Origin of the sequence: Pseudonocardia ammonioxydans (assembly GCF_900115005.1) — a bacterium.
GTDB lineage: Bacteria > Actinomycetota > Actinomycetes > Mycobacteriales > Pseudonocardiaceae > Pseudonocardia > Pseudonocardia ammonioxydans.
This window is the reverse complement of sequence record NZ_FOUY01000039.1, coordinates 1-13,517: the sequence shown is the minus strand read 5'-3', so window position 1 is coordinate 13,517 and position 13,517 is coordinate 1. Positions and strand designations below refer to the sequence as shown.

Below are 13,517 nucleotides of genomic sequence, written 5' to 3'. Positions count from 1 at the left end.
GCAACCGCCCGTGTTTCGACCCCTGCGAGATACCGTTGCCCGCATGACGCTGATCCGTCCCGATCTGGACACCCTGCCCGCGTACGTGCCGGGCCGCACCGTCCCCGGGGCGATCAAACTGGCCAGCAACGAGGTCGCGGAGCCGCCGCACCCGGTCGTGCTGGAGGCGATCGCCCGGGCCGCCGCCGGCGGCAACCGGTACCCCGACCTCGGCGTCGTCGAGCTGACCGACCGGCTCGCCGAGGTCCACGACCTCGCTCCGGAGCGGATCGCCGTCGGCTGCGGGTCGGTGACCTTGTGCCAGCAGCTGGTGCAGATCAGCTGCCTGGGGCCCGGTGACGAGGTGCTGTTCGCGTGGCGCTCGTTCGAGGCGTACCCGATCGTGACCCGGATCGGCGGGGCGGAGGTCCGCACCGTCGGGCTCGACGACGGCTTCCGGCACGACCTCGACGCGATGGCCGCCGCGATCACCGACCGCACCCGGCTGGTCTTCGTGTGCAGCCCGAACAACCCGACCGGCCCGGCCGTGCGCCGGGAGGAGTTCGTCCAGTTCCTGCGCACCGTCCCGGCCGACGTCCTGGTGGCCCTGGACGAGGCCTACGCCGAGTACGTCACCGACCCGGACGCGGTGCACGGGCGGTCGCTGCTCGACGAGCACCCCAACCTGGTGGTGCTGCGGACGTTCTCCAAGGCCTACCGGCTCGCCGGGCTGCGGGTCGGCTACGCGCTGGCCTCGGCCGGGATCGCGGCCGCGCTGCGCAAGGTCGCTCCGCCGTTCGGCGTCAACTCGCTCGCCCAGGCCGGCGCGATCGCTGCGCTGGAGCACCGCGAGGAGATCCTCGCCGGGTGCGCCGACGTCGTCGCCGAGCGGGACCGGGTCGCGGCGGCCCTGCGCGATCTCGGGTTCACCGTGCCCGACAACCAGGCGAACTTCGTCTGGCTGCCGCTCGGTGACCGGGCCGCCGAGTTCGCCACGCACTGCAGCGAGCGGAAGGTGATCGTGCGGGGGTTCCAGCCGGACGGCGTGCGCGTCACGGTCTCCACACCGCAGGAGAACGACCTGCTGCTCGACGTCGCCTCGTCGTTCCCCGACCAGGCAGGCTGAGCTCCCCGACCAGGCAGGCTGAGCTCCCCGACCGGGCAGGCTGAGCTCCCCGACCGCACGACGCAGGAGGTCCGATGCTGGTCACCTTCAGCTTCACCCGGATCGCGATCACCGTACGGCGCTGGTTCGAGGTCGGGCCGGACGCGACGATGGAGGCCGGGGCCCGGATCGAGCTGGGCCTGCTGCAGCCACAGCTGCACCGCGGCAGCGAGTCGGCGGCACAGCCGCTCGTCGTCGGGGAGACGTTCTGGCGGGCCGACCTCTTCGGCCGCCTCGACCTGCCCGACCGGCCCTACGCCGCCGCACACTTCCACCCCCGCTTCGACGGTCCGGAGCCCTCGGACCGCGTGTGGTCCGATGCGCTCACCGCGGACCCCTGGGGCTGGCTGGCGGACCGGCTCACCGGCATCGAGCAGACCGTCGCCGACGCCGGGCTCGATCCCGCACCGGCGCGCGCGGACGCCGACGCGATCCGCGCGGCGGCCGGGCGGATCGTGGCGACGGCGCGCGACCTCGGCCCCGAGCAGCCGTTCACCCGGGACGACGACTTCCGGCTCACCCGCGACGCCGCCCTGCGGGTCCGGATGCTGGTCGAGCGGGTCGAGGACCGGTCCGCCGTGCCCTGGGACCACGTGCGGCCGTGGCTCGACGAGGCGGACCGGAGCTGACCCGGCCTACCCCTCGAGCTGGTAGCCGGTGCCGCGGACGGTCCGGATGCGGTCCGGGCCGATCTTGCGGCGCAGGTAGGAGATGTAGACCTGCACCAGGTTCGCCGAGACCGGTTCGGACCAGGCCCGCCGGGCCAGCTCGTCGTGGCTGACGACCTCGCCCGCCCGCTCGGCGAGCGCCACCAGCAGGGCGTACTCGGTGGGCGAGAGGGCGACCCTTCTGCCGTCGGCGAACACCTGGCCGGCGTCGACGTCGAGGGCGAGCCCACCGTGGCCGAGCACCGTCGGTGCCGGCAGCCCGGCCGCCGCGCGCAGCCGCAACCGGATGCGGGCGGCGAGCTCGTCGGGGACGAACGGCCGGATGACGAAGTCGTCGCGGTCGCCGCGGAGCAGGCCGAGGACCGCGGCCGCGCGCTCGCGCGGGACCACCGTGATCACCGGCGTCGGCGGCGACTCCGCCTGCACCGCGCCGAGCAGCACCGACGGGTCGGGCCCGGGCAGTTCCATGTCGAGCACCAGCAGGTCGGCACGGCCGGCCCGGACCGCATCGAGCAGCTCGATGCCCTCCGAGACGGCCGCGACCTCGACCCCCTCCGCCCCGAGGTCCCGGCTCAGCCCGCGGCCGAGCGACGCCGACGTCGCGGACGGCGGCAGGGCGAGCAGCACGGCGAGCGGCCGGGACGGGGAGCGCGGGGACGGGATGTCGACGGTGGGCACAGCGGGGGCCGGATGGTCGTTCACGGTTCCTGGGAGGATCGGGGAGCTGCGGGGAGCATCCGGCCACTGTCGCGCGACCGGCAGTCGGTCACAATCGGCTAACGGTGCGACGCGGAGCGTTCACACCCCCCGATCGGGGCAACCTGAGAACCTTGCTGCTCCGTTCGGCGCAACGTTGGTTCCGATTCGACCGAATCTTGCTGATCATCGCTCAGCGACGACCTGTCGGCGCGGAGGAGCAACCACCCTTCTCAGCGAGGGTGTTCACCGTCGGTCACCCTACCTAGAGTCCCCGGTCATGCGACGGAAGAGTTCCGCTGCGGCTGATCAGGTCGACCCCCGGGATCTGATCGAGCGGGTCGCCGCAGAGCACAGCTCCCCCTCTGTGCCGTCACCCCGGGCCGGGCGCTCCGCGTCCGCCGCCGTCCCCGCCACGGACCTGCTCGACGGGCCGGTGACCGCCTCCGGGCGGCACCGGCGCGCGCAGGCCGACGACGACACCGGTGCCGCTGCGGCGGATTCCCCCACCGGTGTCGCCGATCAGGCGACGGACGCACCGGTGCTGGTGACGGCGGGGTCCCGGGCGGCGACCACCCCTGCCGATGACGCGAGCCCGTGGGGACCACGTCCCCCGGCCGCCGGCACCGACCTGTTCACCCCGCCGGGCGGTGATCGGCTCCTCGGCGGGTCCCCCGGCCCGGACGAGTCCGACACCGGCGCGACCCGGTCCGGGCGCCGGATCCGGGCGATCAGCGGGGCCGGCATCGCCGGTCTGCACGGTGCCCCCGACCGGGACGCCCCCGAGCGGGACGCTGCGGACCACGACCCGGCCGACCGGACTGCGGTCGACCGGAGCCCTGTCGACCGGACAGCCGTCGCCGAGCAGGTGGACGGCCCCGGCCGCGCCGCCCTGGAACCCGGCTCCACCGACGCCGGCCTCCCGGACGGCTCCGTCGTCGAGATCGATCGGACCGGCGCTCCCCACCGGTCCGCGGTCCGCCGCTTCGCCCCGCTCGGTGTCGGAGCGGCCGCGCTCCTCGCCGCGACGATGATCGGGACGCTGCTGCAGCCCGGGGCCGACGACCCGGCGCTGAGCACCACGCTGGTGGACGCGTCGCGGCGGTCGGTCTCGGATGCCCCCGGCAGCGCCGCCTCGGGCGTCGGCGACGGTGGCGGGTCCCGGCTCGGCGACGCCGCACAGGGCGCGTCCGGCCAGATCGGACCGGCGATCGCCGCGGCGGACGCCGCGGAGCGCCGGGCCGAGGAACGCCGCGAGCAGGCCGCGTCCGAGTCCGCATCGGACTCCGGGGCGGGATCGAGCTCGTCCTCCGATTCGGACTCTGCTGCCGGGTCGGACTCGGCCTCCGGATCGGACTCGTCCGCCGGGTCCGGTGCGACCGGTGGTGTCGCCGGTGCCGCCCAGGTCGCCGGCGAGGGCATCCAGGCCGCGCTGGCGAAGGGCTGGCAGGCGATCGGCGGCGACGAGTTCACCGGCTCGTCGCTCGGCGAGAACTGGACCGCCTACGACGGCCCCGGCCACGACGGCAACGGCCGCCGCACGCCGGACGCGGTGTCGGTCGAGAACGACAACCTCGTGATCCGCGGCGACTCCGAGGGCAACACCGGCGGCATCGCCTGGGGCGAGCCGGCCAAGTACGGCAAGTGGGAGATGCGGGCCAAGTTCCCGGCCGGGGACAAGCAGTACCACCCGGTCCTGCTGCTCTGGCCGAGCGAGGTCTCCTGGCCGGGGGGTGGCGAGATCGACTTCGCCGAGACCACCAGCGCCAGCGACGACGTGTCCTTCTTCCTGCACTACGGGTCGGACAACTCGCAGAAGGACGCCAAGAAGCAGATCGACATCACCCAGTGGAACAACTACGCCGTCGAGTGGACCCCGGACGCGGTGGTCGGCTACGTCAACGGCGAGGAGTGGTTCCGGTCCGACGACCCGGACACGCTGCCACCGGGCCCGATGCACGCCACCATCCAGCTCGACTACTTCCCCGAGGGCGGTTCGCCCGAGCCGAGCGAGATGCACGTGGCGTGGATGCGCCAGTACTCCTGAGCTGAGACAGGAGCGGGGCCCTCCGGAGGGCCCCGCTCCCACGGACGCGGTCAGCCGGCGGCGGGCACCAGCCCGCGCCGCTGCAGCAGCGGGCCGATCTCGGGGTCCCGGCCGCGGAACGACCGGTAGGCCGCCATCGCGTCCACCGCCCCGCCACGGGAGAGGATCTCGCGGCGGAACCGGTCGCCGTTCTCCCGCCGCAGCCCGCCGTTCTCCCCGAACCAGGCCACGGTGTCGGCGTCGAGCACCTCGGCCCAGATGTAGGAGTAGTAGGCGGCCGCGTAACCGCCGGCGAAGACGTGGTTGAAGTACGTCGAGCGGTACCGCGGCGGGACGAGCCGGTGCGCGACCCCGGCCGCCTCCAGCGCCTGCTGTTCGAACGCCTCGACGTCGGTCACCGCCGCGGCCTCCTCCGGGGAGAGCCGGTGCCAGGCCTGGTCCAGCAGTGACGCCGCCAGGTACTCGGTGGTCGCGGCTCCCTCGCCGTGGCCACGCGCGGCGAGCGTCGCGGACAGCAGCTCCGGCGGGAGCGGCTCCCCGGTGGCGTGGTGCCGGGCGAAGGACGCCAGGATCGCCGGGTCGGTCAGCCACATCTCGTTGACCTGGCTGGGGAACTCGACGAAGTCGCGCGGGACCGCGGTGCCGGAGAACGTCGGGTACTCGACCGCGGACAGCAGCCCGTGCAGGGCGTGCCCGAACTCGTGGAACAGCGTGCGGACCTCGTCCAGCGTGAGCAGCGCGGGCTCGCCCGGCGCCGGCTTCACCAGGTTCAGCGTGTTCAGTATGACCGGCGTGGTGCCCAGCAACGACGACTGGTCCACCAGCGCGTTCATCCAGGCGCCGCCGCGTTTCGACGGCCGCGCCCACAGGTCCGCCCCGAACAGCCCGAGCACCGCACCGGAGTCCGCCCGGACCTCCCACCAGCGGACGTCCGGGTGGTAGGCGGGCAGGTCGGTCCGCTCGGTGAAGGTGAGCCCGTACAGCTCCCCCGCCGCCCGGAAGACGCCGTCCCCGATCACCCGCTCGGCGCTCAGGTACGGCCGCAGTGCGGCGTCGTCGACCGCGAAACGGGCGTGGCGGTCCCGCTCGGCGTAGAAGGCCCGGTCCCACGGCTCGAGCTCGATCCCGGCCGGCTCGGTGAGCTCGGCGACCTCCCGGTCGGCGTTCGCGATCGCGGCCGGGACCATCGACTCCAGCAGCTCGCGGGCCGCGGCGGCGGTCCCGGCGGTGGCGTCGTCGGCCACGTAGGACGCGTGGTCCGGGTAGCCGAGCAGCCGCGCCCGCTCCGCGCGCAGCCGCGCGATCACCGGTACGAGCCGGCGGGTGTCGTGCTCACCGCCCTGCCCGCGGGTCACCGACGCCCGGTGGAGCTGCTCCCGCAGCGACCGGTCGGTCAGCACCGCCAGCGCCGGCTGCCCGGTCGGCAGGACCAGGGTGAGCAACCAGCCGTCGTCGTACCCACGGTCACGGGCGGCCGCGGCAGCCGCGGCGACCGCGTCGTCGGAGAGGCCGTCGAGCCGGGACCGGTCCGTGACGTGCACGGCCGCCGCGTTCGCCCCGGCCAGCAGCGTCGCCCCGTACCGCGTGGTCAGCGCCGACAGCTCGGCGTTGAGCTCACGCAGCCGCTGCTGCTCCCCCGCACCGAGCCGGACCCCGGCCCGGACCATGTCCCGGTGCCGGCGCTCGAGCAACCGCACCGCCTCGGGGCCCAGGCCGAGCTCGTGCCGACGCTCGTGCAGCGCGTCGACCCGGGCGAACAGGTCCGGATCGAGCTGGATCGCGTCGGCGTGCGCCGCCAGCCGCGGCGCCACCTGCTCCTCGATCTCCTGGATCGCGGGCGACGTGTGCGCCGAGACGCGGGTGAAGAACAGCCGCGACACCCGGTCGAGGACCGCACCGGAGCGTTCCAGGGCGACGACCGTGTTCTCGAACGTCGGCGCACCGGCCTCGATGATCGCCGCGACCTCGTCCCGCTGCTGCGCCATCCCGGCCTCGAACGCCGGGAGGTAGTGCTCGTCGGCGATGCGGGTGGTGTCGGGCAGGCCGTGGGGCAGCTCGCTGGGCGCCAGGAACGGGTTGTCCGGCAGCGGATCGGTCGACACGCGGGTCATGCCGTCCGACCCTACGTCGATCACTGCAGGTCGCGGCGCATCGCCAGGCGTGGCCACACGTCCAGGCCGCGGGCGATCTCGGCGTCCCGGATCGCCTGCAGCCCGGGGCCGAGCCCGACCAGCTCCCGGAACCCGAGCCGCACCCAGTACGGCCCGTTCCACGGCACGTCCCGGTAGGTCGTCAGCGTCAGCGCGGGCAGCCGCCGGTCCCGGGCCCAGCCGGCGAGGTGCTCGACCAGGCCTTCGCCGATCCGCCGTCCGCGCAGCCGGGGCAGCACCGAGACCTGTTCCAGGTGCGCGCAGCCGTCGACGATCTCGGTGATCAGGTAACCGACCGGCTCCCCACCGCGCTCGTCGACGAACGCGTGGCCCTCGGTCACGTACGCGGCGAGCACGGCGGCGGGCGGCGGCTCGTCGTCGGCGACCACGTCGAGCCCGATCTCGCGGAACGGCTCGCCCGCGGCGCGCTCGATCCGCCGCATGGCCGCGACGTCCGCGGCGGTCCCCCGCCGGATCACCCCGCGGACGGTACGACCCGACCACGGCGCCGTGCCAGGGACTTCGGTGCATCCGGAACTTCGGTGCATCTGGAACTTCGGTGCGCCTGGAACCTCGGTACGCCGGGGGCCTCAGCCGGAGAACACCAGGTCCGCCGCCCGCTCCCCGATCATCACCGCGGTCGCCGCCGGGCCGCGCCGGGGAACCGCAGGCAGGATCGAGGTGTCCGCCACCCGCAGCCCGCTCAGGCCCTGCACCCGCAGGTCCGGACCGACGACGGCGTCCTGCCCGGTCCCCATGGCGGCGCTGCCCGACAGGTGCACCGAGGTGGTCAACCGGTTGTGGATCCACTCGTCCAGCCGGGTGTCGTTGCCGAGCTCCCAGCCGGCCGGGCCGCCGTCGTCGGGACCGGCCCGGTCCCACCCGGCGGCCCGCAGGACCTCCGCCGCGATCCGCACCGCGGCCCGCATCCGGTGCCGGTCCGACGTGCTGCGCAGGTAGCGGTAGTCCAGCCGGGGCGGGTCGGCGTGGTCCGGCGAGGTGATCGCGAGCAGCCCGCGGCTGTCCGGGCGCTGCACCGCGCACATCAGGTGGGCGGGCCCGCCCGGTGCGAACGGGTGCGCGAACAGCAGCACCTCCAGGTCGCCGGCCGGGTCGGTGCCCGAGTCGACGTTGAGCGAGGCCTGGGCCGCGACGGCGTCCGGGTGCGGGTCGGGCAGGCCGCTGCGCAGCGGCAGGAACACCGACGGGTGGTCCGACCAGCCGCGGCCGACCCCGGGGAGCTCGTGCCGCGTGGCGACGCCCGCCGCACGCAGCGTGTCCTCCGGCCCGATCCCGGAGCGCTGCAGCAGGGCCGGGGTGCCCACCGCACCCGCCGCGACCACGACCTCGCCGGCGTGCAGCTCGGCGTCCCCGGTCCGCACGCCGTACACCCGGTCGCCCTCGAGCAGCAGGGACTCGACGGCCTGCCCGCCGTACACGGTCAGCGCGTCCTGCCACTCGCCGTCGCCCCACGGCGGGGGGAGGTACGCGGTCGCCGAGCTGACCCGCCTGCCGTCGACGGCGTTGGTCGGGACCGGTCCCGCACCGGGCGGGCCGCCGCCGTTCTTGTCCGGCTCCGCCGGGTACCCGATCGTGGCGCAGGCCGCCAGGAACGGGTCGGTGACCGGGGCGCGCAGCCGGCCGGCGGGCCGGGAGATCCGCAGCGGCCCGGCGTCACCGTGCACATCGGAGAGACAGAAGTCCAGGTCGCGTTCGAGCCGCCGGTAATAGGGCAGGACGTCCTCGTAGGACCACCCGGGCACGCCCCAGTCGCTGAAGTCGGCGGGCAGCGCGCGGACGAAGTAGCCGCCGTTGACCGCGCCGGAGCCACCGAGCACCCGCCCGCGGGGCACCGTGATCTCCCGGCCCTCGCAGAGGATCGCGCGGTAGGCCCAGTTCAGCACGTGGCCCGGGGTGGTGGCGGCGAGCGAGGCGATCGGCGTGGCGTCCGGCGGGACGACGACGCTCCCGGCCTCCACCAGCGCCGTCCGGACACCACGGGCGGCGAGCCGGCCCGCGAGCGCGCAACCGGCGGAGCCCGCACCGACCACCACCACGTCGTGGACGTCCGTCCTCGCACTTCCCGTCATTGCTGCCAGGATGCCCTACGTGACCGACGCAGCACGTGACCTCGCCTCGTTCCTGACCGCGAGCCCGTCGCCGTACCACGCGGTGGCCGAGGCCGTCCGCCGGCTGTCCGCGGCCGGGTTCGTCGAGCAGCCCGAGGACGGGCCGTGGGTCGAGGGCGCCGGTGGCCGCTACCTGGTGCGCGACGGCACGATCCTGGCCTGGTGGCAGCCGGAGATCCCGGCGGAGCGGCCGCTGCGGGTCTTCGCCGCGCACACCGACTCCCCCGGGTTCAAGGTCAAGCCGAACCCGGACGTCGGCACGGCCGGCTGGCGCCAGGTCGGCGTCGAGGTCTACGGCGGGGCACTGTGGAACTCCTGGCTCGACCGGGACCTGGGGCTGGCCGGGCGCCTGGCGTTCTACGACGGCCGGGTCGTCCCGGTGCGGGTGGACCGGCCGCTGCTGCGCATCCCGCAGCTGGCGATCCACCTCGACCGGGGGGTGAACCAGGGCCTGACCCTGGACCCGCAGCAGCACCTGCTGCCGGTCTGGGGCCTGGGCACCCCGGACGACGGCGCGCTCGTCGAGTTCCTGGCCGTCGGCGTCGACGAGGACCCGGAGGAGGTCGCCGCGCACGACCTGTTCACCCACGACCTCACCCCGCCCGCCCTGCTGGGCCGCGACGACGAGCTGATGGCGGCACCCCGGCTGGACAACCTGGCCTCGGTGCACGCCGGGGTGACCGCGCTGATCAGCGCCGCCGGGCGGGACCCGGCGACCGTCCCGGTGTTCGTCGGGTTCGACCACGAGGAGGTCGGCTCCGACACCGCCACCGGCGCCGCGGGCCCGCTGCTGGAGACGGTGCTGACCCGGCTGGCCGGTGGGTTCGAGGCCCGGCGGACGGTGTTCGCCCGGTCCCGCTGCCTGTCCGTGGACGTCACGCACGCCGCCCACCCGAACCACCTGGACAAGCACGACCCGCACCACCTGTCGGTGCCGAACCGGGGCCCGTCGCTCAAGGTCAACGCGGTGCAGCGCTACGCCACCGACGCACCCGGCGCCGCGGCCTGGAAGCGTGCCTGCCGCACCGCGGGGGTGCCGAACCAGGTCTTCGTCTCGAAGAACACCGTGCCCTGCGGCTCGACCGTCGGACCGATCATGGCGACCCGGCTGGGGATCCGGACGATCGACGTCGGCATCCCGGTGCTGTCCATGCACTCGGCCCGCGAGCTGTGCGGGGTGCACGACCCGGGCCTGCTGCACCGGGCGGGTGTGGAGTTCCTCGCCGATCCCGAGTGACGCGACCCGTCACACGGCTCGGCTCCGCCCGGCGTCACCCGGGTCGGCCCGGACTGCCTGCCCCGGCCTCACCCGGCTCAGCCCCGGCCTGACCCGCTCGGCTCAGCCGGCGATGCGTGAGCCGGGCACGTACGTGCCGGCGTCGACGATCTGCGACCCCAACGGCAGCAGCGAGACGGGGATCAGCTTCAGGTTCGCCCAGGCCATCGGCAGTCCGATGATCGTGACGGCCAGCGCCAGCGCGGTCCCGATGTGCCCGAGGACGAGCCACCATCCGAACAGGATGATCCACAGGACGTTGCCGATCGTCGACGCCGCGCCCGCCGTCGGCCGGCGTACGACGTCGCGGCCGAACGGCCACAACGCGTAGACCCCGATCCGGAACGACGCGATGCCGAACGGGATGGTGACGATCAGCAGGCAGGCGACGATCCCGGCGGCCAGATAGCCGAGGAACAGCCAGAACCCCGAGAGCACCAGCCAGATCACGTTCAGGACGAGCCGCAGCATGGGTCCAGGATGCCCGTTCTGCCCGGTGGTCATACCGGGGTTCACCCCGATGCCGACCCGGACCCGGGAGCACGCTCACCCCGGTGCGGCAACCGGCCCCGAGCCGTCGGCCGTGCGGCGGCCCGGCCGTCTAGCGAGTGTGGGCCGTCCGGCGGGCGCGGACCGTCCGACGGCTGACGGCTCTCTGCCGGTTGTCGGCCGTCCAGCGGCTGTCGGCACTCCGGCGGCTGTCGGCCGTCCGGTGAGCCTCGGCCGTCCGGGCGCCGTCGCCCCTCCAGCGGCTGGGACCGCCCGGCGGGCCTCGGCCGTCCGGCGGGCATCAGGCCTCGAGCAGCGCCGCGGCGAGCGCCTCCGGCTGCGTGAAGCAGCCCTCGTGGCTGCCCGGCACCGGGATCGGGGTGACCCCGAGACGCTCGGCGAACCGAGCCCAGCCGTACTCGCCGGGCGGGAGCGCGACGTCGTCGCTGCTCAGCACGTAGGCGACCGGGACGGCCCCCGGCTCGAGCGGGTCGACGGTCTCGGTGAAGTACTGCATCGGCTGCGGCACCAGCAGCGCGTGGACCGTGCGCTGCACGTCCTCGGAGGCGTCGTTCATGAACGCCTGCTGCCACACCTCGAGCGGCAGGGCCACCGAGTTGTTCCCCGACGCCTCCGCCTGGGCCTCGAACAGCTGCTGGTACTGCGGCGGAACCTCGTCGTGGAGCGAGCGGCCCGCCGCCGGGACGAACGCGCTCCAGTAGACGAGCTTGCGCAAGCGCCCCGTGACGCGGTGCGCGGCGCCGGTGACCACGTAACCGCCCCAGCTGTGGCCGACGAGGGTCACGTCCTGCAGGTCGTGCTTCTCGATGAGGCCGGCGACCGCGTCGACGGTGTCGGCGAGCCGGTACCGCGTCGGGTCGTCACCGTCCGCGAGCCCGGGCAGGGTCGGGGTGAACACCCGGTGGCCTGCCGCGCGCAGTCGCTCGGCCACCGGACGCCAGGCCCAGCCGCCGTGCCACGCACCGGTCACCAGAACGAACGTCTCGGACATCGGTGTACCTCCTGGTCGGGGGCCGGGGCCCAGGCAGCATTCTGCGTGGCCCCCGCCGGAATCGGCAGTGTCCGACGGGACATGGACGATCTCGGTCACGACCGGGACGCACCGGGTCAGGGACAACGGCGCGGCTGCGTGTCAGGATCCGGGCATGGACGGATCGGTGGCGATCGTCGGGGCCGGGATCGGCGGGCTGACACTGGCCCTGTCACTACACGCACGCGGCGTCCCGGTGACCGTGTTCGAACGTGCGGAGGAGCTGCGCGAGGTCGGCGCCGCGGTGGCGTTGTCCGCGAACGGGTTGCGCCCGATGGATGAGCTGGGCCTGCTCGGCGAGCTGGAGGCCGTCGCCACCCAGCCGACCGAGCTGATCCACCGCGGCTGGCGCACCCACGACCGGGTCACCGCGTTCCCGGTCGGGCTCGACGGCTCCTACCGTCGCCGGTTCGGAGCCCCCTACCTGGGCATTCACCGGGCGGAGTTCCAGCGGATCCTGTCCGGCGCCTGCCCGCCCGGGATGATCCGGCTGAACAGCGACGTCGTGTCCGCCGACAGCGACGGCACACTCACCCTCGCGTCCGGGGAGACGGTGACCGCGTCGGTCGTCGTCGGCGCCGACGGTGTCCACTCACGACTGCGTGGCCTGGTCGACCCGGCCGCGACACCCGTCTACACCGGGACCTCGGGCTTCCGCGGGATCGTCCCGGTGAGCAGCCTGCCCACGCTGCCGGACCCGGGCGCGATCCAATTCTGGATGGGTCCCGACGCGCACCTGCTGCACTACGCCATCGGCCCGGACGGCGGGGAGGTCAACTTCCTGGCCGTGCTGGAGGGGCCCGACGCCTGGGCCGCCGGGCCTGGGCCTGCCTCGGCGGCGCCCGGGACACTGGCCGAGGCGTTCTCCGGCTGGGCGCCGGCCGTCCGTGAGATGGTCGAGGCGGTACCGCAGTCGGCGCACTGGCCGCTCTACACGCTGCCGCCGCTGACACGGTGGTCGGCGGGCCGCGTCGTGCTCCTCGGCGACGCCGCACACACGATGCTCCCGCACCACGGCCAGGGCGCGAACCAGTCCATCGAGGACGCCGTGGTGCTGGCCGACCTGCTCGCCGAGTCGGACGACCACGCGAGCGCCCTCGCCCTCTACGAGCGGATCCGTCGCAGCCGCACCCGGCAGGTCCAGCGCAGTTCCCTGGTCACCTCGGACCTGCTGCACCTGCCGGACGGCCCCGAGGCCGTCGCCCGTGACGAGAAGCTGGGCGGGCTCGACCCGTGGCTGGCCTGGATCCATGGGCTCGACGCTCGCGCCCAGACCCGGCCGGCCACCGTGACCGGCTGATCTCCCCACCTCGGCGCGGTCGCCCACTCCGGCCCGCACGCCGACGACGTCGTCCACCGCCGGCCCCTGGTCACCTGTCGGTGATCACGTCGCCGTCGCCCACGACCTTCATCGGCCGGCCGCACGGCTCGATCCGTGCCCAGGCCCTGTCGGTCGACTCGCCTCCACCGAGCACCTGGCGATCATCGCAGCCGGACCCTGAGATCATCTGGAAGACGCCTCTAGAACGGTGGTTGGGACTGTAAGAACATCGGTGTAACTCCGATCAAGGAGTGTGGACCCGATGACAGACCAAGCAGCTGAGCCGGTCGACCTCGACAGCGTGACCGACGAGGAGCAGCTCGTCGATGATGACGGCGCGCAGGCAGGGCTCGACGCGGTCGACGAGCAGTTGATCGCCCAACTCGCCGGCCGCGCCCGCGCGAACGGGCTCGACCTGACCGGCGAGAACGGCCTGCTCGCGCAGCTCACGAAGCGGGTCCTGGAGTCCGCGCTCGAGGGCGAGATCACCGACCATCTCGGCTACCAGGCCCACGATCCGGCCGGACGCAACGGCGGAAACTCCCG

11 protein-coding genes and 1 pseudogene are annotated in these 13,517 nt (G+C 74.2%); 6 read left to right on the top strand and 6 right to left on the bottom strand.

The window, feature by feature from the left end; genetic code table 11:
• Positions 1–43 precede the first annotated feature (43 nt).
• Positions 44–1,105: a histidinol-phosphate transaminase gene (hisC, locus tag BM093_RS27005; protein ID WP_093352150.1), complete on the top strand. Its 1,062-nt coding sequence runs from the start codon at positions 44–46 to the stop codon at positions 1,103–1,105.
• 74 nt (positions 1,106–1,179) lie between these two features.
• Complete coding sequence (locus tag BM093_RS27000) at positions 1,180–1,773, top strand: hypothetical protein (RefSeq protein ID WP_093352144.1); 594 nt, start codon at positions 1,180–1,182, stop codon at positions 1,771–1,773.
• 6 nt (positions 1,774–1,779) lie between these two features.
• Here the strand turns inward: BM093_RS27000 and BM093_RS26995 are convergent, their stop codons facing one another.
• Positions 1,780–2,514: a response regulator transcription factor gene (locus BM093_RS26995; protein ID WP_093352304.1), complete on the bottom strand. Its 735-nt coding sequence runs from the start codon at positions 2,512–2,514 to the stop codon at positions 1,780–1,782.
• Between the two features lie 274 nt (positions 2,515–2,788).
• Here BM093_RS26995 and BM093_RS26990 point away from each other — a divergent pair, with 274 nt between their 5' ends.
• Complete coding sequence (locus BM093_RS26990) at positions 2,789–4,555, top strand: family 16 glycosylhydrolase (protein WP_143105540.1); 1,767 nt, start codon at positions 2,789–2,791, stop codon at positions 4,553–4,555.
• Positions 4,556–4,605: 50 nt separating this feature from the next.
• Here the strand turns inward: BM093_RS26990 and BM093_RS26985 are convergent, their stop codons facing one another.
• From BM093_RS26985 to mftG, 3 genes are all read right to left on the bottom strand, one after another.
• Positions 4,606–6,666 carry a M3 family metallopeptidase gene (locus BM093_RS26985; RefSeq protein ID WP_093352135.1) on the bottom strand — a complete coding sequence of 687 codons (2,061 nt, stop codon included), beginning with the start codon at positions 6,664–6,666 and terminating at the stop codon, positions 4,606–4,608.
• A 20-nt stretch (positions 6,667–6,686) separates the two neighbouring features.
• Complete coding sequence (locus tag BM093_RS26980; RefSeq protein WP_425439203.1) at positions 6,687–7,184, bottom strand: GNAT family N-acetyltransferase; 498 nt, start codon at positions 7,182–7,184, stop codon at positions 6,687–6,689.
• A gap of 111 nt (positions 7,185–7,295) precedes the next feature.
• The gene (gene mftG / locus BM093_RS26975; protein WP_245773830.1) at positions 7,296–8,795 is read right to left on the bottom strand and encodes a mycofactocin dehydrogenase MftG; all 1,500 of its coding nucleotides are present in this window, start codon (positions 8,793–8,795) and stop codon (positions 7,296–7,298) included.
• A gap of 19 nt (positions 8,796–8,814) precedes the next feature.
• Here mftG and BM093_RS26970 point away from each other — a divergent pair, with 19 nt between their 5' ends.
• The gene (locus tag BM093_RS26970; protein ID WP_218162948.1) at positions 8,815–10,071 is read left to right on the top strand and encodes a M18 family aminopeptidase; all 1,257 of its coding nucleotides are present in this window, start codon (positions 8,815–8,817) and stop codon (positions 10,069–10,071) included.
• Between the two features lie 102 nt (positions 10,072–10,173).
• On the opposite strand, the gene BM093_RS26965 is transcribed toward BM093_RS26970, so the two are convergent.
• The gene (locus BM093_RS26965; protein ID WP_218162951.1) at positions 10,174–10,578 is read right to left on the bottom strand and encodes a YccF domain-containing protein; all 405 of its coding nucleotides are present in this window, start codon (positions 10,576–10,578) and stop codon (positions 10,174–10,176) included.
• 322 nt (positions 10,579–10,900) lie between these two features.
• Positions 10,901–11,611, bottom strand: a complete 711-nt coding sequence (locus tag BM093_RS26960) for an alpha/beta fold hydrolase (RefSeq protein ID WP_093352109.1) — start codon at positions 11,609–11,611, stop codon at positions 10,901–10,903.
• Between the two features lie 154 nt (positions 11,612–11,765).
• Here BM093_RS26960 and BM093_RS26955 point away from each other — a divergent pair, with 154 nt between their 5' ends.
• Positions 11,766–12,950, top strand: coding sequence for an FAD-dependent oxidoreductase (locus BM093_RS26955; RefSeq protein WP_245773829.1), 1,185 nt, complete (start codon positions 11,766–11,768; stop codon positions 12,948–12,950).
• A gap of 283 nt (positions 12,951–13,233) precedes the next feature.
• A pseudogene (locus BM093_RS26950) lies at positions 13,234–13,517 on the top strand (hypothetical protein); the annotation flags it as partial.

Bases quoted from the DNA above. Each gene is read 5' to 3' on its own strand.
- hisC (WP_093352150.1), top strand. From the start codon at position 44: ATGACGCTGATCCGTCCCGATCTGGACACCCTGCCCGCGTACGTGCCG.
- BM093_RS27000 (WP_093352144.1), top strand. From the start codon at position 1,180: ATGCTGGTCACCTTCAGCTTCACCCGGATCGCGATCACCGTACGGCGC.
- BM093_RS26990 (WP_143105540.1), top strand. From the start codon at position 2,789: ATGCGACGGAAGAGTTCCGCTGCGGCTGATCAGGTCGACCCCCGGGAT.
- BM093_RS26985 (WP_093352135.1), bottom strand. From the start codon at position 6,666: ATGACCCGCGTGTCGACCGATCCGCTGCCGGACAACCCGTTCCTGGCG.
- mftG (WP_245773830.1), bottom strand. From the start codon at position 8,795: ATGACGGGAAGTGCGAGGACGGACGTCCACGACGTGGTGGTGGTCGGT.
- BM093_RS26960 (WP_093352109.1), bottom strand. From the start codon at position 11,611: ATGTCCGAGACGTTCGTTCTGGTGACCGGTGCGTGGCACGGCGGCTGG.
- BM093_RS26955 (WP_245773829.1), top strand. From the start codon at position 11,766: ATGGACGGATCGGTGGCGATCGTCGGGGCCGGGATCGGCGGGCTGACA.